Origin of the sequence: Streptococcus suis (assembly GCF_046032535.1) — a bacterium.
Classification (GTDB): Bacteria; Bacillota; Bacilli; order Lactobacillales; family Streptococcaceae; genus Streptococcus; species Streptococcus suis_AK.
In genome coordinates this window covers 1-23085 of the sequence record NZ_JARQPL010000014.1, presented here as the reverse complement: position 1 = coordinate 23085, position 23085 = coordinate 1, and the positions used below count along the sequence as shown (strand labels likewise).

Below are 23085 nucleotides of genomic sequence, written 5' to 3'. Positions count from 1 at the left end.
GCTTGTGAATACAGGTTCTTAGGCAAGAAAATCCTTGTCCAGTATATGCTGCCAGCAACCCACCAATTTACTTCCGATGGACATTATGATAAAATAAAATGATATAGAAACTTAGGACCTGTATTTACAGTTCAGCACTTCCAGCAACTGCTGGTTTTTCAGTTACTCATTGTTCGTTGTTTTCAAAATACAGTCAATATTCTCTAACAACCTGCCTTGATTAGCGAAAAACAATCTCTTCTATTACAAGTATACAAGCGCTTCACTTGTGAATACAGTTTCTTGAAAGAATGTTAGATTTAGCGATGAATAAATTATTTTTTAGGTATCCTGTTTTAGGAAAAATCCTCGTTACAGGTTTGATTTTGTTTATCATTCTAGCAGGTCGTTATCTACCTGTTCCCTTAGTGAATTTGTCGGGCTATCTGCCTCAGACAGCGCTTGAAGAACTACCTTGGCATCAGATACCACAAAGTAGTTTGCCTATGCTATCCATCTTTTCACTAGGTTTAGGGCCTTGGATGTATGCTACGATTCTCATCTCTCTCTTCTCAATTGGCAGTAAGCAGAGCTCTCTTTCTCCACGGATGATGGAGTTTCGTAAGAATGCTCTGATGTTGCTTTTGGCCTTTATTCAGGGCTTGGGGCTGGCTATTGGATTGAACTATGGCGAGGGTGGCAAACTAGCCATTATTGATGAGATTTTTTTTGTAACCTTGGTCACGATTGCAGGTGCCTTTGTGATTAGCTGGCTGGCCAGCATGAATGCTGCTTATGGTCTGGGGGGGACAGCTATTATCATTCTGATCAATATTATTGTTGGGCAGCTTTATATTTTTCCTCTTTTCCTTGATTTATTCCAGACAGAATTGGCTTTTGTAGGAGGGTTGATATTAGCCTGGACAGCCCTTTCCATCTATTTAACGGTTGTATTAGACCATGCGGAATACCGGATACCTATCCAACGGATTGCTATCAAGAACGATTTGATGAAAGAGGCTTATATGCCTATTAAACTCAATATATCGGGTGGGATGCCTTTCATGTATGCCTATACCCTATTGGCTTTTCCGCAGTATATTTTCTTGCTTTTGTCTTTCTTGTTTCCCAATCAGGCCATGATTTTTCAATATTTGGCTAGTTATTTTACATTGACGAATTTGGAAGGGATTTTGTTCTTTTTGGCTATATTGGCTCTTTTAACCATCAGTTTTGCCTTTACAACGGTTAATCCAACAGAAAAAACAAGAGAAATGCGTCGAACAGGAGATTATATTCCTCTTCTTAGACCAGGTCAGCCAACCAAGGCCTACCTGATCTCCCTTATTTTTAAAATTGGTACCATCAATGCTGTTTTCTTGCTGTTTATGGTTGGTCTTCCTCTGTTGCTTAGTCTGGATTATCCAGATATTCAGAGGATTGCAGGACTGCCAGGGATTTTTATGATGGTTGTAGGTATTTTGTTGACAATTATCAAAGAAGTGAAAATGATGGGCTTAAAGAAACGCTATGGTTCACTCTTTGAATTGAAGTAGGAGAACGTATGACACATTACTTTATTCCAGCTTGGTATCCAGAACAAAGGACTTGGTATGATAATACCAATAACTGGTACAATATGTGGTCGACCGCTCGTTTTGATGACACCATCAATCAGTTGCGCATGTTCGAAACGGCAGGAGAAAAGAATCGACTGCTCATCTTGAATTATATGCCCAATCTTCGGTATTACAAGCACCGTTACGATTTGTTTGAGGTGGATACCTGGTCTCTTTTCGATCAGTTGCAAGGAATTGGAGACTATCAGGGAGCAGTGATTGATTATCTGGATTTTGACTGGCCACAGGGGATTGAATTTGTCAATAGCCCTTTCCTAGCTCTTGCTCTCTTAGGTGGAGAAGTCTATGCCCAGATCGAATTTGGTGAATCGGGTCAGGTTATTTGGATTAGTTTCTTTGACAAGGGGAGTTTGTTCAAGAAAATGGTCTTTGATGATCGGGGCTTTGTATCAAGTATTCTTTACTACCAGGATTGGCAGCCTCTCTATCAGGATTATTTGGGCTTAGACGGCAGGTGGAGAATTCGGGAATTTTTAGGGGACAATGACCAACATATTGAAATCAATCCTCAATTGGAAGTGGCCATCTCGGATAAAGCATTCTATGAGAACATGGAAGAATTGGTTCAAGAACGTTTGGCTTATTATCTGAAAAGTAGTTCAGAGGAGGCCCATATCTTTTTAACGGCCTCTCCTCAGCACTATGATGTGGTCATGAAGGCCAAGGGTAGCCAAAAGGTTGTTCTATCGTTTTTTGGTCAACGTTTCCCTTTGGAGCAGACAGCAAAACTTCTACCTATGTTGGCTATGGCTGACTTGGTTCTTACGGATAGTAAGAAGACAGCTGATTACTTGTCAACATTTAAGATTGCTCCAGTCCATCATTTGTCCTTGTTTGATACCCGTTTGTCCTTGGGTAAGAGCCAACGTTTGAAAGAACTAGAAGTTTACTTTTTATTGGATGGTTTAAGCCCAGACGAGTACCAGGCTTGCTTGGAAGTGCTCTTTAACAGGATGGAAGAATACGAGGATATGCATCTGCATCTGGTGTCTTATCAGACAAACCAAGAAACGGTCAAAAATCTTAGTCAAGATTTAGAAGAATTTCTAGAAACCAGGTCGGAACCCTATCTGTTTTTTGAAAAAGAAGAAGGACAGATGTTCGAATTTGGAGATTCAGAAAGTCAGGAGAGTCGCATCAAGCTGTCCTTTTTACATAGCGAAAATGAGATTATTCAAGCCTTTCAATATGTTCGATTGATTATTGATTTGGCAGAAGAGCCAGATTTGTATACCCAAATTGCAGGGATTAGTTCTGGTATTCCTCAAATCAATCGAGTGGAGACAGAATTTGTTGAACATATGAAGAATGGTTTTATTCTTTTCAGGGATGGAGGCCTACTAGCAGGTATCGATTTCTACCTAGCAGGTCTGACCAATTGGAATAAGTCGCTCATTCATTCTGTTCAAAAAATTTCGGAATATACAAGTGGTGTCCTAGTAGAAAAAGTGAAAGAAAAAATAAACTAATGGGAAATAAAATAGCTATTTTACAAGTTGGTGGAAAGAATTGGCGGGAAGAAGTAGCCATCTCTGAAAAGTTAGAATGGCATTATTATTCTCTAGATGATTTGGACATCCTGCTTGGTCAGATTGATGCTGCGAAAAAGGATAGGTCTAGATTAGAGAAAACAAGAAAACGGTTGGCAAGCTTGTTAGAGGAAACTGAAAAAAATAAGAAAGCTGAGAAAGTCCAGGAGGAGAATCTGCTACTGGAAACCTTGGAAGAAGAGGTAGAGCTTTTACAGAAAAAACTGGATGCTTATCCTCAGTATGCTGTCCTTATTTTAGCTGATGAAATATACCCAGGGACTGTGAAAAAGGTTTGTGAACTGTTTAAGGTTTATGAGATTTTTTATCCAGCAGGTTGGAACACGTCGGAATGGCTCCAGCAGTTTTTAAAAAAGGTCATGGCTCAAGCCTATAATCCTAGAGAAAAAGAGGCTTTTGTCCATACCCTATCCAAGGGATTATTTGTTGGACAATATGGTGCCAAGGTTCATATTAGTGATATGGAAGTTTCCCCTAATTTTTCAGGCAAGGTTCACATGCAGGGGCGAAAATACATGACTTTTGAAGGGGAATTTGGGGACGATTTTCAGCAGTTGGCCTTCTTTCGTTACAATATTCCCTATGGTGAATGGCAGTTTTTGAATTTATTTTTAGAGCACAGTCATTCTTCTACGGCTGACATCCGAATGCTTGTTCGGCTCATCCCAAATGGGGCTACCAGTCAAATTTATCAGCAGTGGGAATTTGATGGGGATAGCTTGAAGGATCAGGTTGTCATCGATGCTGATATAGATGGCTATCTCTTCATTTCTATCTTAGCTAAAGGTGTTGGAAGAGTAGAAATCGGTGACCTTCACTATCGTTGGGGAAGGAATGGATTGGGTGAGTTTATCTTGGGCGGACAACGGCTTGTCGACCATCAGCTCCAGGAGATTTTTACTTACTTTGACCCTGCTGATTTTAAACCACCCCTCTGTGTTTATTTCTCAGGTTTTCGTACTGCCGAAGGCTTTGAAGGTTTTTGGATGATGAAAGGCTTGAAAACACCCTTTATGCTGATTTGTGATCCAAGATTGGATGGTGGAGCCTTCTATTTGGGAAGTCAGGAACTGGAAGATAAGATTCAAGGCAAGATAGAAGAAGCTTTGGATTTTCTAGGTTTTGATTCCAGTCAATTGATCCTATCCGGCATGTCCATGGGGACTTTTGGTGCTTCCTACTATGGAGCCAAATTAAAACCTCATGGGATTGTGATTAGCAAGCCTCTTTTGAGCTTGGGGGATATGGCTTTAGCTGAGCGTTTACATAGGCCTGGTGGATTTCCAACGTCCTTGGATTTGTTATATTCAACCTATCAGTCCATGGATCAAGAAGCAGCAGACAGGCTCAACCAGCGTTTTTGGACCTTGATGGAAGAAGGAGTCTATGCCTCGACAAAATTTGCGGTGGCCTACATGAAAGAAGATGATTATGATGCGGCTGCTTTTGAAAATTTGGTTCGAACCAGTAAGGAAACGGGAGCGACTATTTTGGGTAGAGGTTACTCGGGTCGCCACCTAGATGGTAGTGCTGCAACTTCTGGTTGGTTTATCAAGCAGTATTATGATATGCTGCACAAGGATTTTAATAGGAGAAAATAGTGTGCGGTTAGAGATTAAGTGGAACCATTTTGCACAAGACACCTATTCGTATGGGAGTCGGATTGATTTTGAAAAAGAGGCTATTTCTTTTGAAAATCCCCTCATGCCTCCAAGTTTTGAAATAAAGCACTGGTATTCTCGGACCAATTTCCAGGCCAAGCGGCAGACCCCGACTCTTCCTGTTTTGAAAAAGGGAGCCAGCTACCAGTTGATTCTGGATGCGGAGGCCTATCCTCAGGGGAGTATTTACTTGCGCGTGGTGTTTTTTGATCGTTTTGGAAAAGAGCTGGGATTTGAGATTTTAAAAGATAAGAAAGCATCTTTTACCTATCCCAAGGAAGCTTATTCCTATGAGATTGCCTTGTTGAATGCTGGTTGTGAACGTTTGACCTTTCGCTCTATTTGGTTGCAATCGGTCTTCTCCCCTCAGGAAGAGTTGATTTTTTTGGAAGAAAAATGTAATCCTACAAGTTCTTCTCGCTTACATATTGTTTTTCTGGAGCATCCTGAAGATGTGTACTATGAGAAGGATTTGTTTGCAGAATGTATAGACAGGCTAGGTGATATAGTCTTTGTTTCTGATAGAGCTGACGATGTGTCCATGTTCCATCCTCAAACGGAGCAATTTATCATGGATTGTGTGGCTAGACACCCGGAAGCAAGGGTTCAGTTTTTTGCTTATGGGCCAAGAGGGAATCTAGCAGCTGCTTACTATAGCGAGAAAATAAAACCGGCTGGCTTGTTTCTAAGTTCGGTATTTTATCCTATTGAGACCTATCATTCACTTTTGGAAGAACAAGGGATTTCCCTTTCGCATGTAGAGGATTTGATAAAGCGTGCTAGGAGGGAGAGAGAAGAGAGGAAGGATGTCAGTGAAGGTTTTGTTTCTTCTCTGGTTCATCCCCTCCGATTCCTTATCCAGCAATTTTTAGACAAGGACGGTTCTTGAACGAATGAAAAAACTCCGACAATTTTTCTCTATGGATTATTATCGTTTAAAGAGATTGAAGAGGATTTTTACAGAAATTGATAGCTTAAAAGAGGAGATGGCAGGCCTGACGGATGCTGAAATGCGAGCTAAAACTCAGGAGTTCAAAGCGAGATTGGCAGCTGGTGCTAGCTTGGATGATCTCATGGTGGAGGCCTATGCCTTGGTTCGCGAGGCGGCCAAGCGTGTCTTGGGCATGTTTCCCTATCCTGTTCAAGTAATGGGAGCCATTGTTCTTCACGAGGGCAATATTGCGGAGATGAAGACGGGCGAGGGCAAAACCCTAACAGCTACCATGCCTCTCTATCTCAATGCTTTAGAAGGCAAGAGTGTTATGCTGGTAACGACCAGTGGCTATTTGGCGCGTCGTGATGCAGAAGAGATGGGAGCGGTCTATCATTTTTTGGGATTGACAGTGGCTTGTGGTGTGGATGATTCGGATGATCGGACCACCAAAGATGCTCTCAGTAAGAAAGACATCTATGCGGCGGACATTGTTTATACGACCAATGGTAGTTTAGGTTTTGATTATCTCTTTGAGAATCTGGCGACCCATAAGAATAATAAATACCTGCGCCCTTTTCATTATGCCATTATTGATGAAGCAGATGCTGTCTTGCTAGACACAGCCCAAACACCTTTGATTGTTTCAGGCTCTCCCCGTGTGCAGTCTAACCTTTATGCTATTGCTGATCATTTCGTTACTGGTTTGAAAGAGGGCGTGGGCTATTACTATAACCGAGAGCACGGAGAAGTTTGGTTGACCCAGGCAGGAATGGATGAGGCAGAGCGTTATTTTAGTTCGCAGGAATTGTTTGATATTGATCATGCGGAATTGGTCCGTCATGTCATCTTGGCCTTGCAGGCCCATAAGTTATACACTTTGGGAAAGAATTATGTTATCCAAGATGATGAGGTGAAATTGCTGGACAAGACGGACGGGCGTGTGCTGACTGGCACCAGGCTACAGGGGGGCATTCATCAGGCTATTGAACAAAAAGAAGGGGTCAAGGTCACTCCGGAAATGCGTTCGATTGCGTCAGTGACTTACCAAAATCTTTTCTTGATGTTTGATAAGCTGGCTGGAATGACAGGAACGGGTAAGACCGCAGAGGCGGAATTTATCGAAACCTATAACATGGAAGTGATTCAAATTCCGACCAACAAGCCTGTCATTCGCAAGGATTATCCGGACAAGATTTATACGACCATGCCTGAAAAAATTACTGCTTCTTTGGACTTGGTGAAGAAAATCCATGCGACAGGTCAACCCATCCTTCTGGTAACAGGCTCGGTCAATATGTCAGAGATTTATTCGGAAATGCTTTTGTTGGAAGGGATTCCCCACAGCTTGCTCAATGCCTATAATGCAGCGAAAGAAGCGCAGATGGTGGCGGAAGCTGGCCAGCTAGGAACAGTCACGGTGGCTACCAATATGGCTGGTCGTGGAACGGATATAAAGCTGGGACCAGGTGTGCGAGAATTGGGTGGTCTGGCTGTTATAGGGACAGAACGGATGAAAAGTCAACGAATGGACCTGCAAATGCGCGGTCGTTCAGGTCGCCAGGGAGACCCAGGTTTTAGTCAATTTTTTGCCTGCTTAGAAGATGATCTTCTGATTGAAAATGGTGGTAAGTGGATTCAAGATTTTTATAAGAAGAATAAAGATTTGGTGGATCCGAGCAAGCCACAAGAATTGACTGGGAAACGGTTCAGGAAAGCCTTACAACACTCTCAAGAGGCTAGTGATGGTACTGGAAGAGCCTCACGGGGCATGACCCTGCAATTTGACGAAAGCGTCAAACTCCAACGGGATTATGTTTATAGAGAAAGAGATGCTATTATTGAGGGACGGAGTCAGGCTCTAGATATTTTGCAATTTGCCAAAGAAGACATTGACCTCTACCTTAAACGCCATCCGAATGTAGAAGCTCACAACTTGGAACGCTATATTTTAGATCATATCACCTACGATTTTCACGCCTTTCCAGAACATCTGGAAGTAGGGAATCACAAACAAGTAAGGGCTTTCTTGCTGGGAATCATTGAGACAGAAATTCAGAGGAAGAAAGAACTTCTAACGACCGATTATCTTCAGTTTGAACGCCTGGCTGTCCTAAAAGCCATCGATGAATGCTGGGTGGAAGAGGTGGACTATCTCCAACAACTACGGATTATTGCAAGTGCCAGACAGGTAGCCCAGCGCAATCCAGTATTTGAATACCATCAAGAAGCCTATAAGGGCTATCAGAAAATGAAAGAAGAAATCAAACGCGGTATCCTTCAGAACATCCTTTTGAGCGATGTTTCCTATACGGAAAAGGGAGAGATGCAGGTGTATTTTGCTTAAGAAAGGGCTATAAATGACTGTCTATAATATCAATCTTGGGATAGGCTGGGCCAGTAGTGGTGTAGAATATGCCCAGGCTTATCGGGCTCAACTTCTTCGTCGTAAGGGAGTGGATGCTAAATTTATTTTTACCGATTTCTTTGGTCAGGATACTCTGGCTGACTTGACCCGAAATATTGGGTTTGAGGATAAGGAGATTATCTGGCTCTACACTTTTTTCACGGATCAAAAGATTGCTCCGATTAGTTATACGCTAGACCAGCTTCGGGAAGATGTTGCTGGGAATATTACTAGAGAAGAACGGGACGGGAAGATTGTGCGTTTCTTCTATGAGGAACAGGACTTATTTCTGACAGCCTATCTGCGTCAGGAAGATCAAGACCTAGTACATCGTGTCGAATACGTTTCTAGAGGAATGCTGATTCGGAAGGACTTTTTCACCTATATGAGAAGTTTCAGTGAGTACTACACTCCCCGTGATAACAGGGCTCATCTCTATCTCCGTCGCTACTTTAATGAAGATGGTTCGGTTGCCTATGAAGAGGTAATTGATGGTGAAAACTCTGTCTACCGCATGCCAGATGCCATCCTTTCTTCCAAGGATGAATGGATTGCCTATTTTATGCAGCAATTGCAACTGACTGCCAAGGATATAGTCATCTTGGACCGTGCGACAGGTACAGGACAGGCCGTTTTTGCCAATAAAGGACCAGCTAGGCTAGGAGTGGTCATTCACGCAGAACACTATAGCCCTAATAGCTTGACGGACCAAACGATACTTTGGAATAACTTCTATGACTACCAGTTTGTTCATGCAGATAGTGTTGATTTCTTTATCACCTCGACGCAACGGCAGAAGGAAGTTCTAGAAGAACAGTTTGCTCGTTATGTGGGTAAGGTTCCCCGTGTGCTTGATATACCGGTAGGAAGCATTGATACTATACGTCATTCGGAAAAGAGAAAGCCCTACTCCATGATTACAGCTTCACGTTTGGCTACGGAAAAACATGTAGACTGGCTGACCAAGGCTGTGATTGCAGCAAAGAAATACCTACCAGAATTGACCTTTGATATATATGGCAGTGGTGGCGAGCAAGGTAAAATCGAAACTATCATTAAGGAGTATGGTGCAGAGGACTATATCCAGCTAAAAGGTCATCAGGATTTGACAGAGGTCTATCAGAATTATGAGCTTTATCTTACAGCCTCAAAGAGCGAAGGGTTTGGCTTGACCTTGCTAGAGGCTATTGGTGCTGGTTTGCCGCTTATTGGTTTTGATGCTCCATACGGCAACCAGACCTTTATTCAAGATGGGCTCAATGGCTATCTCTTGCCTTTTCCACAAGTAGAAGATGAGAAGGAAATTGTTGCCCAGTATTGTCAGGCTATTCGCATTTTCTTTAGCCAAGAAAATCGTCAGCCCATGCAGGAAGTTTCCTACCAAATTGCTTCTAAATTTTTAACCTATGAAATTGAGAAAAAGTGGCTAGACTTAGTAGAGGAGGTTGCACAATGATTCATTTATTTGATAGCTATCATCAAGGAAGTTGGGATTTGCACTATTCCCTACTGTGCTCGGGTTATCATAATCCGACTATTGTCCTTAATGATGACGGTTTTCTACCTCACGATGTGACCTCGCCTTATCGTTTTTTTACCCAGTATGAGCAGATGGAAGGTCATGCCTTGTATTTCAATCAACTACAAACTCCTGCTTTTTGGGAAATTCGAGGGGATAATAGCCAGGCTGCTATTTATAATTTTGCTAATAAACGTGCCCAGATTCATTACGCCCATCCAAGCCATAAGCGCTTGATCAAGGCAGTGGATTGGTATGATGAGGCTGGGCGAATTGTGGTAACAGACCGTTACAATGATAAAGGAGTTCGTTTTGGTCAGACTAGTTATGACAGGCAGGGACAGGCTACTCAGACTAGCTATTATGGTCTCAAGGGGCAAGAAGTCTTGGTTGAAAATCATGAAACGGGCGACCTGATTTTGAATTATCAAAACCGTATCTACTTTTTCAAAACGAAGCATGAATGGATTGCTTTCTATCTAAAGGAGGCAGGTTTTGAGTTAGACCGTATTATTTACAATAGCTTGGGTTTATCCTTCTTGACGGCTTTCTATCTCAATGAAGATGGTGAAGATATTCTTTTCTGGCAGGAACCAATTCATGATAGCATTCCAGGTAATATGCTCCTATTGCTCAATCAGCAGAGCAGACGACCAAGCAAGGTAGTTGTACAGGATAAGGCCACTTATGAACGCTTGCTAGAATTAGCCAGTTCGGAACAGAGGGAACAGATTGTTTATTTGGGTTTCCTCTATCCTTTCAAGGAGAAAAAGAAGTTGAAACCAGAAGCCTTAATTTTAACCAATTCTGATCAAATAGAGCAATTGGATAACTTGATTACAGGTTTGCCCAATCTTCATTTTCATATTGGTGCCATTACAGAGATGTCTAGTCATTTGATGGCTGTTGGTAATCATGCCAATGTGACTCTTTATCCAAATATTTCCATGGATATGGTGAGGGACTTGTATCAGAAAACCAGTATCTATCTGGACATCAACCATGGTGGCGAGATTTTATCAGCTGTACGAACTGCCTTTGAACATCGCTTGTTGATTTTTGCTTTTGGTGAAACTGCTCACGCCAAGATCTATGTGGCCAAAGAAAATTGTTTTAGTTCCTTGCAGGTAGAGCTCTTAGTTACTAAAATCCAGAATCTTCTGACTGAGTCAGGAGAAGAAGCAAACCGTCTATTGACTTGTCAGGAAGAAGAGGCTAATTTAGTTGATGTTGCTGCTTATCAGCGTTTGATAGGATAGGAGAAACTATGACCAGAAAACATCCTTTGAGAGAACGAATTGAACAACGCTTGGAAGAAGAGCGGTATGTTCTTCCTAAAAAAAAGAAAAAAAAGAGAGGCTTTGATTTTCATATCATCATTATTCTCTCGGTGCTGATTAGTTTGGGTTTGATTATTTTTAGGATTATTCAATTCTTTTTTGATAAATAGATAAGGCTTGGTTGATCCAGCCTTTTTCTTATTGTCAATTATCAGTTTATCTTTGATTACTTCGACGTGCGAGGAAACGTCGTATCCTTATTTCCAACTGCTAGAGATTTAGCCTTCTGGGTGGGAGTGGGAAGAACTCGACCCTTCATAGAAGAGTTCGTCAACAAGTTTGTATTTCCAGTGGTTGACACTAACTTTGAGAAACGGTGCTGGGCTTGAGCCTAACCTCTGTAATAATGAGAGTTATGATAAGAAACGAAGTAGCAAGATTCGACATGGTTATTCATATTTAGAAGAAATGTTTATGCCGACCTACTTTCACTGTCAAAAAAAAGCCCTAGAGAGCCGATTATAACAAATTCAAAGTCGACGTGGTTCACAAAAAGCAATCATTGTCCCTGTATGTCAAGTATTAAAAGCAACTTTTGCTATTTAAAAAAAACAAACGAAATATCCTGAATTTTTAGCACAGAAAAAGACTACTAGGGAAGATCTAGTAATCTAGTTATAAATTTTTTGGCTTTGATTCTATCATAGGGAGGGAATGTTATATTCCTTTAGTTGTGGTATCAGAAGTCGACAACTAAAAAGAGTTTGAGGTTTCTCAGAGTTCGTCTTCCCAATCCCAGTTGTACGGTCTATTTCTAGACTGTTTTTAGTTCCGCTCTAAACGCCTAAAATCCTGCAACCAATTGACTACGAAGTTGTTCGACTAGGGAGAGGGGAAGAGTTGTACAGCGAGCAATAATATCATTATCCAAGCCTTCTGCTAATAAACGCTGGGCAAATTGGAGGCGTTCTTTTTGTTCCGCTTTCCCCCAAGCTTCTTCCCAAGCTTCTTCTCGTGCCTCACGTAGGGAAGAGTAGTAGAGTTCTTCTCTGTCAAATTCTTTATCCCACATGTCTTGTTCCTCCTTGGTCCATGTTCTGCCTAACTACCCACCTGTCGCCAATTGACTACGAAGTTGTTCGACTAGGGAGAGGGGAAGAGTTGTACAGCGAGCAATAATATCATTATCCAAGCCTTCTGCTAATAAACGCTGGGCAAATTCCAGGCGTTCTTTTTGTTCCGCTTTCCCCCAAGCTTCTTCCCAAGCTTCTTCCCAAGCTTCTTCTCGTGCCTCACGTAGGGATGAGTAGTAGAGTTCTTCTCTGTCAAATTCTTTATCCCACATGTCTTGTTCCTCCTTGGTCCATGTTGTGTAGTCTAGGGCATGTTCTGCCTGTGAAATAATCTTGTCTGGTTGGATAGTGAAGTCTCGGTTTCCAAAAAATTCAAACCATTTTTTCAAGTCGTATTCTGAGATAGTTTCGGGCTGGTATTTGCCCAATTCCAGAAAGGCGAGTTTGACCAGACTGTGCTGTTTGTCACTGTTTTTGGGCTGGATAAACAGTTCTTGGTTGGTGCTTTCTTCTCGCAGGGAGAAGATGTGAAAGGGTTGGTCATCGTCAAAGTAATTCTTCTCCACGAGGGCAATTCCATAAACAGGATAGAGCCATTCGTGAGTAGTATGTGTGTCACCATGTTCCTGCCGGGCTTGTTCAAAATTATCATGTACCTGGGTACAAATGTAGGTCCACAGGCGATTGATGAAAAATTTTTGCTTGACAATTTGAATTTCGATAATGACCTGGGTGCCGTCGTCTAGCTTGACCAAAATGTCCGTCACCGTGTAGAAACCGCGGGGCGAATGATCATTGGGCAGGCTAATCTGGTGACCGTCCAAGAGTTCAACTTCTGTAACAGCTAGGTTTAAAATGTCTGACACAAAGGCCTTGGTGACTTCCTTGTTTTGAAAAATCTTTTTGGCGACTGTATCCTGTGTTGGTTTTAAGCGACTATGTCTCAATCTACCACATCCTTTTCATTTGATTTCTTAATGGCAGAGTCTGGCAAAACACTTCTCAGAGTTAGTGTCAGCATCTCAGCGCAGTGGTTGATTGGCAGATTTGTTCGTGTATTACACTCCAAATCTGACCTAATCAACTGTGCGGGGGTGGGAAAACGAACTCTTTGTTGACTAGTCGAGTTCTTTCCCACTCCCACTTATTTATTCGAAATCAAATGGAAAAAATTTAAATCTACTGACAGGGGCCAGGTGGGGTAGTGAGCAGTAGTATCCTAATGATATTATAGCAGGCATCCGTCTTTTTTTCAAGAGTGGGAAGAGCAGTTGCTGGCTTGCTTGTTTATTCTTATTCATTTATTCGCTTTAATCAATAGATAAATTAGAAGATGTTTTGTGTTGGAATTTACCATTTTTTGAGTGGAATCGTGATTTTAGAATTTAAAAATGATATGCTCTGTTAAGCTAACTTTTAGTTATTTTAGTTATAGTATCAGTTATTCGGTATATCTTTTGAATTTTTAGGCTTGTTTCTGCGATAGATGCAGACTATTTCCTTTATAGCAAATGGTTCAATATTTTGATGGGAATCGTCAGTAGCATATTTGCTGGAAATCTAGATTTTTCAAAGGTATTACTTTTGTAATTGTATATATAAACAAAAAAGTTGTTCTTATTGATATAGCTTTATACTTATGGTAAAATGGTAGTAAAGTTTTATTTCTTCCATATATATATATATATATATATATATTACATGAATGAAAATGAATATTTATAGGGAGTTTTCATGAACAAAAAACGATTTAATAAGCATTTTGATGAAATTGGACGTAGAAGTAGGGTCAAAATGCATAAATCGGGTAAGAACTGGGTTCGGACAGTCTTGTCCCAAATCAGTCTTTTACGCGTGATTCGAGGGCAAGGTCAAGCCAAGGTTACTTTGCCGATTATTGAAACAAATGAGGAATTGAGAGGTTCGCGTCTAGCTTATTTGCAGGCCTTGTTAGCCTCGGGGGCGGCCATATCTGGGACGACCCTTGCGCTGAATACTTTTGCAGAAGAGCAAGTCGCTGTAGTGGAGCAACAGGTTGATAGCAAGGCAGACACCCTTGTTGATAAAGATATAGTGGTTGTTGAAAGCGTTTTAACAGAAGTGATTTCGGAAGAAAGTGTTACATCAACTACAGGTTCTGCCACGGCTAGTGAATCGGGAACAGGGAGTGCCAGCACCTCGGGTTCTGTTAGTGCCAGCCAGTCTGCTTCAGTAAGTCTATCTAGCTCAGAGAGTGCTAGTTTGTCTGCTTCTGTTTCTGTATTAACCTCTGCGAGTGTCTCCGTTTCGACATCAGCGTCAGAATCTGCTTCAACCAGTGTGTCTATGTCTGTTTCTAGCAGCCTAGTAGAGGGAAAGACGAGTTCGATAGGAGCAGTAGGTTCAGAAAATAGTAGTGAACCATCAGGAAGTAAGGTGTCTGAGTCCAGTCTGGTTGCTGTTGAGAGTAGAGGCGCCCTTTCTTATGCGCCTTCAACTGATTTGCTTGCTCCAACGGATGCTTTGGCGCAGCCCGATAGTACTATCGTTGCTATGGCTACTGCAAGTTCGGAAGTTGCAACAGGGTTAGTAGCTACTAGTTTGAACAGTAGTTCGTCTAGCCAGTCTGAGACAGCCCAAATGGCTAATAGTTTGGATTATACAAACTTGGACAATGCCATTGCTAGTTTGCAACATGCCCTTTCTTATCCAGAGGTGGATGCTACGACAACGACCGCTAGCAGATATAAGAGGTATGAAACAGCCCTAAAGGTTGCTAAAACAGCTTTGGAAGAATCGTTGGTCCTAAGAGAAGATAGTTCTCTAGGTCAGGATAAGGTCGATACCATGGCCTTGATAGCAGGTCAGGCAGCTATTAGCCTAACAGGCCGTATCAATCAGATTCAGGCTGCTGGTGGGAAGTTTGCGATTGCTGAAGGGTCAGGGACACGGGCAGTGACTAAGGGTGCTGCAGGTACAGATGTTAGCAGTTCTGGGGTTATTAATTTTAGGACTGCTACAGCGTCGAATGAATTTAAAGCTGGTGCTTTATCAACTGGAAGTCTTACTTCTTATGTGAGTCGAGTATTTTATGATTATAATGCAGATAGCAATGTCTTAACATATACTATTACCCTTCAACCAAAAGCAAATGGAAAGATCGGTATCGGAATAGGAATTGATTCGTCAAGTACTTTTGGACAAGTAACAGTTACAGGTGCTAGTCTTGAAAGTCAACTGACGAATAGGGTATTGAATCCTGGTCCAACTCCAAAAGGGAATTATTATTATCTCAGTAATGTTGTTGCCAATCAAACAGTAACATTTCAGTTGACTGTTCAGACAAATGGTACTGGTGTTAATAATATTCGTCTGAAAACAGCTAATATTAATACGACAAACAATAGCGATTTTGGCTTGGTGGCATCTAATGTTAATGACCCATATTACTTTATAAATCCTGATCAAAGGCTAATTACTTCTAATAACAACACTAAAGTTATAGCAGCATTTGTGTCTGGTGGAAGTCAAACCATCTATAGTAAGACTGAAGATGCACCAGTTATTACAGATGGTTTAACGGACAAGTCTACAAGTATCACCGGCACCGGTACCCCCTATAGTACGGTTACTCTTACCTTTTCAAACGGTGCCAAAACAACTACTGTTGTCCAATCAAATGGAACTTGGACAGCGACACCGCCTTCGGGTGCAATGGCAGCTTCTACCACAGTAAGTGCAGTTCAAGATACTGGTAAGGCATTTCCTGCCAAAGATGACGGGATTCAAAATGATGTTTTGAACAGTCAAGAGAATCGCATTTCTGCTGCTACAGTAGCAACAATCCGTGATACAACAAGACCAGTAGTAGCTTACCCAAACCAAGTGTATTTCTTTTATAATACACCATTATCCAAAGACCTTGTCCTTGCAACCGTCACGGAAGTATCTAATTCGGATACCTGGCAAAGGTGGGGGATTTCGAGGGCAGATGATACGGGAACATTGGATAACGATGGAAATCTAAACAGTATGCTAATAGATGCCAATGGAAGTCCGGTTAGTCTTGGCATTCGTCAAGTAGCAGGTACAACAAACCAATGGGAAATCTACATGCCTAAAGGTTCGATGATTGCCCCACAGCATTTCAATGGAAGCAATCTGTCCGCAAGTGAGCAAGACTTTTTCACACGATGGCCATTTGTTGTTGATGCTGCAGGGAATCGAAATATCTTAGGTAACTCCGCAGGTATGAGATTAACAGCTGTTGCTGTGCCAAGTGGTTACATCAATAAAGCATTTGGTCAAACAGCTACTTCTACTGAAATTACAAATGTTGTACAAAGTTGGACAAGTTCTGGTCGTTTCTTTGATGGTACGAGTCCAGCTAAAAGTTTGACTTATGTTGTACAAGGTACACCACCACCTACCAATGTTACAAAAACTGTTCCAGTGGCAGTAACAACAGGTGAGGGACTTAGTACGACAGCTACTGTACTTGTTAACTATCCACCAAGTTTCTCAAACGTATCTCAAAATGTATATGTATTTTCTGGCGTACCAACAACAGTAAACAAACAAGTTGCTACTATTACGGAGACGGATGGTCAAACCTTTACTACGCAAACCACTAATGCTGCGGGTCTGACAGTGAATACAAGTGGTGTAATCTCTACTGGTCAAACCTTTACAGGAGGAGTTGGTTCACAGACAGTTACGATAACAGCTACAGATAACTATAACAATAGTAATTCTCAAACCTTTATAGTTCGTGCTTACAATGTAACGGGTGGGCAGTCCATGACCGCTGAAGTGGGAACAAAGGTTACAAGAGAAGCTATTCTAAATCATGTCAAAGCAACTGCGACAGGTGGAGGATCAAGTGGATTAACTGGTTCAGGTTTAGACAATATTAGTAGCTACCGTATCCTATCAGGCTACGATGAACATCAACCAACAATGGGACAAAAGACAGTTCGTGTCCGAGTGACATTGACAGATGGAAACTATAAAGATGTTGATGTTTTTATTAATTACCAGGATACTCAAGCACCGACAGTACAACTAACTAGTCAGCAAATATATGTCTTTAATGGTGAGTCAGTCAAAATTTTGAATCCTGCAAGTCCAACTGCAGATAATCCTGTTTCGACGAAAATTCAGTTAGCAACAGTAACAGATGCGACAGGAGTTGCGACAACGGCAAGTAGTAATGGTGATGTTCAGAATTCGTCGGGTAGCAGCAATAGTAGAGGAATGGATGTTACTGTCGAGGGAAGTTCTGCTACTTCCAAAACGGTTTACCTAAGCGGAACACCAACTGTGGGGAATCTCCCGAACAATGGAGGTCCTGCCTATGGTTGGTATGGAAATTATTTGAAGATTTCTGATACAGCAAATCCAGCAAATACAACAACCTATAACTCAACGGATGCGAGATACCATTTGGTTGTTCTTGGAACGTCTGTAGCGACAATTGCTGACCGTGATATTCAGTCACCAACTTTCACGCGTGTTACAGAACAAAACATTTTGGATGCTGTTTCAGTTGACTTTGGGAATGCTAGTGATTACAACAATGCAAACAAAGCAAACATTCGTAAGGTATTGCTTTCAAATACAGATACAGGGACAGTAACAGCAGGTCAAAAGACAGCCGTTGTTCGTGTCTATACCTCTACAAATACCTATAAAGATGTGCCAGTCACTTTCACTTATCGTGACATGACGGCACCAACGGCAACTCTGACTGCGACCAGTCTCTACGCCTTCGAAGGGCAAGCCCTACGTGCACCAATCCAACTTGCGACCCTAGCTGATGCGCCAAATGGCTCAGGTTTAACAGGTGGTCAAGCTACGACTCAGATTGTGATGGCAAGTTCTACGACAGAAAACGGCAAGGGTCTAACCATCAATAGTTCTGGTCAAGTCAGCGGTACGCCAATAGCTGGTAGTCAAGGTTCATATACCAACCGAGTCCTTGTTCGGGATAACGCAGGAAATACAGGCTATTCGAATAGCTTTAAAATGTATGTCCTGCGAGCTAATCCTGTAACTGCAACTAGAGAGTATACTGGGAATAATAAGTTTACAACGGCTGAAATCACAGACCTTATTAAAAATCAAATTGCAGCAGATAGCCGTATTAGTGTCGCGGACTTGTCGGCATTGACCTATACTATTCCAGACCATACCTATGCGGTAGGTAGCCAGACCATTCAGGCGACGGTGAGAACGCCTGCAGGTGATACCAAGACGGTTCCAGTCACTCTGAATTATACTGATACGACCAATCCAACTATTACTAATCGCAAGGACGTTACCATATTTATTGGTAAACAGATTGAGATGGTTGGCAATAGTACCCTTATCCCAGTTACAGCGACAGATGTTTCCGGTGTTCGTTATAGTCTCAATAATGCAGGTTTTGGAGTCACTGTCGATTCAACGACAGGGCAACTACAAGGAACTGCGACAGGCAGTCCAGGTTTCAATACTCGTACTGTTACAGTTACGGATGGTCAGGGTCGGACGACTACTTCTGAGAATTTCAAGATTTATTTGATTCAAGCGACCACAACTACGGTGACGAGAGAGTACGGTCAGACGATTTCAGCAGATGAGATTAAAAATGCCATCACATTGAATCGTGGGACAAACGGTTCTCCAGTAACAGTCAATATGGAGTTGCTAAATGCCATTCCACAAAATGCAAACGGTACAGTTCGTGTGCGTTTAACAACCAGTGAGGGTGTGACAACTGTAGTCGATGTTCCAGTTGTTTATACAAATGAGCGACCAACTATTCAGGCAAGTAATCAGACGATTACCAAAAACCGAGAAGGCACTCCTACCATGTACGATGTGACAACAGGAGTAACGGTTCGTGATAGGGAAGATGATCGCTCTGCAAGCGATAGCCTGGTCACTCGTAAACGTTATGAGATTGTCAATGCCAATAATGTAGTTGTCAAAACAGTGGCAGAAGGTGCAGCAACCAATATTGATATTAGGGATTTACCAGCTGGTAATTACACTGTAAAGATTTATGCTACAGACAGTGGAAATACCAATCCTGTTGAAGGTTCCTATACCTTGACGGTCAATGCTGATACACAGGCACCAACCATTCTGTCATCGCAGAATGTATCTGTCTTCTCGGAACGCTCGATTGAAATGGTTTCGGGACGGACTTTGAAGCCTGTTACTGCTGAGGATCCGTCAGGAGTTACCTATAGTTTCAGGGAAAATTCTTCGTTAGGGCTGTCGGTAGATTCTACAACCGGGCAACTTCAGGGAATCCCTAGACCGACCTCTGGGCTTGGTTTCTATACTCATTATATGACGGTTACCGACAGTAGCGTCAATGTCAATTCGAGAGTGTCCCCTGGTTTCCGTATTTATGTTATGGGGATTACTGTCACCCCTATCGAGCGTCAATACGGTCAAAGTGTGACCATTGATGATGTAAAAAATGCCGTATCCGTCAATCTAGCAGGATCGACTGTGACAGTAGAAGAAGTGGTCGAAGGCACGGTTCCACAAGCAACAGGAGTGGCTAAACTGCGTTTAACAACCAGTGAGGGTGTGACAACTGTAGTTGATGTTCCGATTACTTATACAAACGAATCGCCAGTTGTGACAGTGCCAGGAGCTAAGACTATTCTCAAACAACCGACAGGTCAGCCAACTTCAATCAATTTGGCAGAAGGTGTTACTGTCAGCGATAGAGAAGACGACCGTTCACCTACAGATAACCTGACAACGACTGTTACTTATGAGATTTTGGATGGCAATGGTCGTTCGGTTATGACTGTTCCAGCTGGTTCTTCTACAACTGTAGATGTTGGCAATCTTCCGGCAGGGGATTATACGGTACGCATTTCGGCTCTTGACAGTGGAGGCACGCAAACAGTGACGGGTAGCTATCCTCTACGTATCAATGACAATACTCCACCTGTCATTACTGCGACGGACCGAACGGTTGATCGTAGCGATGGAAGTCATATTGATCTTTCTACTGGCGTAACAATTCGGGACACTGAAGATAATGCCTCTGGTACAGCATTGACGGTTACCTATAAGGTTGTTGATTCCAAGGGAGCTACAGTCTATGAAGGCAGAGATCCTAATGTTGCATCCAGTCTATTACAGGCAGGAGATTACACTGTAACTGTTTCTGCGACGGATTCGCATGGAGCTAAGACAGAGAAGTCCTATAAATTGAAAGTGACAGACCGCGTTTCTGTTTCTAAATCAGCAAGTTTGTCCGCCTCCGAGTCCGCCTCAACCAGTGCGTCCACTAGTGCCTCCACGTCAGCAAGCGCAAGTTCTTCCGAATCAGCCTCGACTAGTGCGTCGACTTCCGCAAGTACGTCCGCCTCGACTAGCGCAAGTACAAGTGCCTCAACGTCAGCCAGCACGTCCGCTTCAACCAGCGCAAGTACGTCTGCCTCGACTAGCGCAAGCACAAGTGCTTCAACGTCAGTCAGCACGTCCGCTTCAACCAGCGCAAGTACGTCCGCATCGACAAGTGCAAGCACGTCTGCTTCAACATCGGCAAGCACAAGTGCCTCAACGTCAGCCAGCACGTCTGCATCGACTAGCGCAAGTACATCGGCATCGACTAGCGCAAGCACGTCCGCTTCAACCAGCGCAAGCACAAGTGCTTCAACGTCAGCAAGTACGTCCGCATCAACCAGCGCAAGCACAAGTGCTTCAACTAGCGCCAGCACAAGTGCATCAACATCGGCAAGTACGTCCGCATCGACAAGTGCAAGTACATCCGCATCAACGTCGGCAAGTACGTCTGCATCGACGTCAGCAAGTACAAGTGCCTCAACAAGTGCAAGTACCTCCGCCTCAACATCGGCAAGTACTTCTGCCTCAATGAGTGCCAGCACGTCTGCCTCAACAAGTGCAAGCACAAGTGCTTCAACGTCAGCCAGCACGTCAGCATCAACCAGCGCAAGTACCTCCGCATCAACGTCGGCAAGTACGTCTGCATCAACATCGGCAAGTACCTCCGCCTCAACGTCAGCAAGTACGTCCGCTTCAACATCGGCAAGTACTTCTGCCTCAACAAGTGCAAGTACCAGTGCCTCAACCAGCGCGAGCACGTCCGCATCAACGTCAGCAAGTACGTCCGCTTCAACATCGGCAAGTACGTCCGCCTCGACAAGTGCAAGTACATCCGCATCAACAAGTGCAAGTACAAGTGCATCAACGTCAGCTTCAACCAGCGCAAGTACTTCTGCCTCAATGAGTGCCAGCACGTCCGCCTCAACGTCCGCTTCAACATCAGCAAGTACGTCCGCATCAACAAGTGCCAGCACGTCTGCTTCAACCAGCGCAAGTACAAGTGCTTCAACGTCAGCAAGTACGTCCGCCTCGACAAGTGCCAGCACGTCTGCTTCAACATCGGCAAGTACGTCCGCATCGACAAGTGCCAGCACGTCTGCATCGACCAGCGCAAGTACCTCCGCCTCAACGTCGGCAAGCACAAGTGCTTCAACTAGCGCAAGTACTTCTGCCTCAATGAGTGCAAGCACGTCCGCCTCAACAAGTGCAAGTGCAAGTACTTCCGCATCGACTAGCGCAAGTACTTCCGCATCGACTAGCGCAAGTACGTCCGCGTCAACTAGCGCAAGTACATCAGCTTCAACAAGTGCAAGTACGTCCGCATCGACGTCAGCAAGTACTTCCGCATCGACTAGCGCAAGTACGTCCGCGTCAACGAGCGCAAGTACATCAGCATCAACAAGTGCAAGCACGTCCGCTTCAACAAGTGCAAGCACTTCCGCATCAACGAGCGCAAGTACATCAGCTTCAACCAGTGCAAGTACGTCCGCATCAACGAGTGCAAGCACGTCTGCATCGACAAGCGCAAGTACGTCCGCTTCAACATCGGCAAGTACAAGTGCTTCAACTAGCGCAAGTACGTCTGCATCGACAAGTGCCAGCACGTCCGCATCAACGTCAGCCAGCATGTCCGCTTCAACCAGCGCAAGTACGTCTGCCTCGACAAGTGCAAGTACGTCCGCTTCAACTAGCGCAAGTACGTCCGCATCGACATCGGCAAGTACAAGTGCTTCAACTAGCGCGAGCACGTCTGCTTCAACCAGCGCAAGTACTTCAGCGTCAACCAGCGCAAGCACAAGTGCTTCAACAAGTGCCAGCATGTCTGCATCGACAAGTGCAAGTACGTCCGCATCAACGTCAGCAAGTACGTCTGCATCAACAAGTGCAAGTACCTCCGCTTCAACATCGGCAAGTACGTCTGCCTCGACAAGTGCAAGTACCTCCGCATCAACGTCGGCAAGTACGTCTGCCTCGACAAGTGCCAGCACGTCCGCTTCAACCAGCGCAAGTACAAGTGCTTCAACATCGGCAAGTACGTCCGCATCGACAAGCGCAAGTACAAGTGCTTCGACCAGCGCAAGTACGTCCGCCTCGACAAGTGCAAGTACGTCCGCTTCAACGTCAGCAAGTACCTCCGCATCGACAAGCGCAAGTACGTCAGCCTCGACAAGCGCAAGCACAAGTGCTTCAACGTCAGCAAGTACGTCAGCGTCAACCAGCGCAAGTACGTCAGCATCGACAAGTGCAAGTACGTCCGCCTCAACAAGTGCAAGCACAAGTGCCTCAACCAGCGCAAGTACGTCAGCATCGACAAGTGCAAGTACGTCCGCATCGACAAGCGCAAGCACAAGTGCTTCAACTAGCGCGAGCACGTCCGCTTCAACTAGCGCAAGTACGTCCGCATCGACAAGCGCAAGCACAAGTGCTTCAACTAGCGCAAGTACATCCGCTTCAACAAGTGCAAGCACGTCAGCATCGACAAGTGCAAGTACATCAGCGTCAACCAGTGCAAGTACAAGTGCCTCAACGTCAGCAAGTACGTCCGCATCGACTAGCGCAAGTACGTCTGCCTCGACAAGTGCAAGCACGTCAGCTTCAATGAGTGCAAGTACGTCTGCATCGACAAGTGCAAGTACGTCCGCTTCAACCAGCGCAAGTACAAGTGCTTCAACTAGCGCAAGTACGTCTGCATCAACAAGTGCAAG

11 protein-coding genes and 1 pseudogene are annotated in these 23085 nt (G+C 43.6%); 9 read left to right on the top strand and 3 right to left on the bottom strand.

The genetic code is table 11. The features are described 5' to 3' along the window. The first annotated feature begins 305 nt into the window (after positions 1–305). Genes secY2 through P7J58_RS05825 form a run of 8 tightly spaced genes read left to right on the top strand, consistent with a single transcriptional unit; the run spans position 306 to position 11137 of the window. On the top strand, positions 306–1535 hold the full coding sequence (gene secY2 / locus P7J58_RS05860; RefSeq protein ID WP_408555603.1) for an accessory Sec system protein translocase subunit SecY2: 1230 nt from the start codon (positions 306–308) through the stop codon (positions 1533–1535). An 8-nt stretch (positions 1536–1543) separates the two neighbouring features. Beyond that, positions 1544–3088, top strand: coding sequence for an accessory Sec system protein Asp1 (gene asp1 / locus P7J58_RS05855; RefSeq protein ID WP_104930692.1), 1545 nt, complete (start codon positions 1544–1546; stop codon positions 3086–3088). Further along, positions 3088–4770 carry an accessory Sec system protein Asp2 gene (gene asp2 / locus P7J58_RS05850; protein WP_408555602.1) on the top strand — a complete coding sequence of 561 codons (1683 nt, stop codon included), beginning with the start codon at positions 3088–3090 and terminating at the stop codon, positions 4768–4770. Before asp1 ends, asp2 begins: the two co-directional genes overlap by 1 nt. Before the next feature lies 1 nt (position 4771). Continuing rightward, positions 4772–5719, top strand: a complete 948-nt coding sequence (gene asp3 / locus P7J58_RS05845; RefSeq protein ID WP_029188929.1) for an accessory Sec system protein Asp3 — start codon at positions 4772–4774, stop codon at positions 5717–5719. Between the two features lie 4 nt (positions 5720–5723). After that, entirely contained in the window at positions 5724–8108 is a 2385-nt protein-coding gene (secA2, locus tag P7J58_RS05840; protein ID WP_408555601.1) for an accessory Sec system translocase SecA2, read from the top strand. A gap of 13 nt (positions 8109–8121) precedes the next feature. After that, a complete protein-coding gene (gene gtfA, locus P7J58_RS05835; protein ID WP_105096922.1) occupies positions 8122–9624 on the top strand; it encodes an accessory Sec system glycosyltransferase GtfA in 1503 nt (500 codons plus the stop codon). Further along, complete coding sequence (gene gtfB / locus P7J58_RS05830) at positions 9621–10946, top strand: accessory Sec system glycosylation chaperone GtfB (protein ID WP_032511475.1); 1326 nt, start codon at positions 9621–9623, stop codon at positions 10944–10946. Before gtfA ends, gtfB begins: the two co-directional genes overlap by 4 nt. 8 nt (positions 10947–10954) lie before the next feature. After that, positions 10955–11137 (top strand): hypothetical protein, encoded by a 183-nt coding sequence (locus P7J58_RS05825; protein ID WP_024376351.1) that lies wholly within the window; start codon positions 10955–10957, stop codon positions 11135–11137. A gap of 674 nt (positions 11138–11811) precedes the next feature. On the opposite strand, the gene P7J58_RS05820 is transcribed toward P7J58_RS05825, so the two are convergent. Together P7J58_RS05820 and P7J58_RS05815 are read right to left on the bottom strand one after the other, a co-directional pair. Further along, entirely contained in the window at positions 11812–12039 is a 228-nt protein-coding gene (locus tag P7J58_RS05820) for a hypothetical protein (protein ID WP_172096824.1), read from the bottom strand. A gap of 33 nt (positions 12040–12072) precedes the next feature. Then, the gene (locus tag P7J58_RS05815) at positions 12073–12987 is read right to left on the bottom strand and encodes an Rpn family recombination-promoting nuclease/putative transposase (protein ID WP_125065839.1); all 915 of its coding nucleotides are present in this window, start codon (positions 12985–12987) and stop codon (positions 12073–12075) included. Positions 12988–13774: 787 nt separating this feature from the next. Here P7J58_RS05815 and P7J58_RS05810 point away from each other — a divergent pair. Next, positions 13775–14014 (top strand): annotated as a pseudogene (locus P7J58_RS05810) (accessory Sec-dependent serine-rich glycoprotein adhesin); the annotation flags it as partial. A gap of 6221 nt (positions 14015–20235) precedes the next feature. Here the strand turns inward: P7J58_RS05810 and P7J58_RS05805 are convergent. Further along, on the bottom strand, positions 20236–23085 hold a 2850-nt coding region (locus P7J58_RS05805; protein WP_408572569.1), incomplete at its 5' end, for a hypothetical protein.

Bases quoted from the DNA above. Each gene is read 5' to 3' on its own strand.
- secY2 (WP_408555603.1), top strand. From the start codon at position 306: ATGAATAAATTATTTTTTAGGTATCCTGTTTTAGGAAAAATCCTCGTT.
- asp1 (WP_104930692.1), top strand. From the start codon at position 1,544: ATGACACATTACTTTATTCCAGCTTGGTATCCAGAACAAAGGACTTGG.
- asp2 (WP_408555602.1), top strand. From the start codon at position 3,088: ATGGGAAATAAAATAGCTATTTTACAAGTTGGTGGAAAGAATTGGCGG.
- secA2 (WP_408555601.1), top strand. From the start codon at position 5,724: ATGAAAAAACTCCGACAATTTTTCTCTATGGATTATTATCGTTTAAAG.
- gtfA (WP_105096922.1), top strand. From the start codon at position 8,122: ATGACTGTCTATAATATCAATCTTGGGATAGGCTGGGCCAGTAGTGGT.
- gtfB (WP_032511475.1), top strand. From the start codon at position 9,621: ATGATTCATTTATTTGATAGCTATCATCAAGGAAGTTGGGATTTGCAC.
- P7J58_RS05825 (WP_024376351.1), top strand. From the start codon at position 10,955: ATGACCAGAAAACATCCTTTGAGAGAACGAATTGAACAACGCTTGGAA.
- P7J58_RS05820 (WP_172096824.1), bottom strand. From the start codon at position 12,039: ATGTGGGATAAAGAATTTGACAGAGAAGAACTCTACTACTCTTCCCTA.